Annotated in this window: 1 protein-coding gene; it reads left to right on the forward strand. The window is 64.5% G+C overall.

What is annotated here, in order from left to right; translation table 11 throughout:
- Positions 1-327, forward strand: a 327-nt coding sequence (locus AACY52_RS31865; RefSeq protein ID WP_339561635.1) for an ATP-binding cassette domain-containing protein, incomplete at both ends; no start/stop codon positions are given.

Raw genomic sequence — 327 nt, forward strand, 5'->3', positions numbered from 1 at the left:
GCGGCGTGGCGGTGATCCACCAGGAGCTGCATCTGGTGCCGGAAATGACCGTGGCCGAGAACCTGTTCCTCGGGCATTTGCCGTCGCGTTTTGGGGTGGTCAATCGGGCGCTGCTGCGCAAGCAGGCGTTGGCTTGCCTCAAGGGCCTGGCGGATGAAATCGACCCGGATGAAAAGCTCGGCCGCCTGTCCCTGGGGCAGCGCCAACTGGTGGAAATCGCCAAGGCGTTGTCCCGTGGTGCGCATGTGATCGCGTTTGATGAACCCACCAGCAGCCTGTCGGCGCGGGAGATCGACCGCTTGATGGCGATCATCACGCGCCTGCGCG

The organism is Pseudomonas sp. EA_65y_Pfl1_P113, assembly GCF_963970525.1.
In the GTDB taxonomy this organism is placed as follows: Bacteria; Pseudomonadota; Gammaproteobacteria; order Pseudomonadales; family Pseudomonadaceae; genus Aquipseudomonas; species Aquipseudomonas tritici.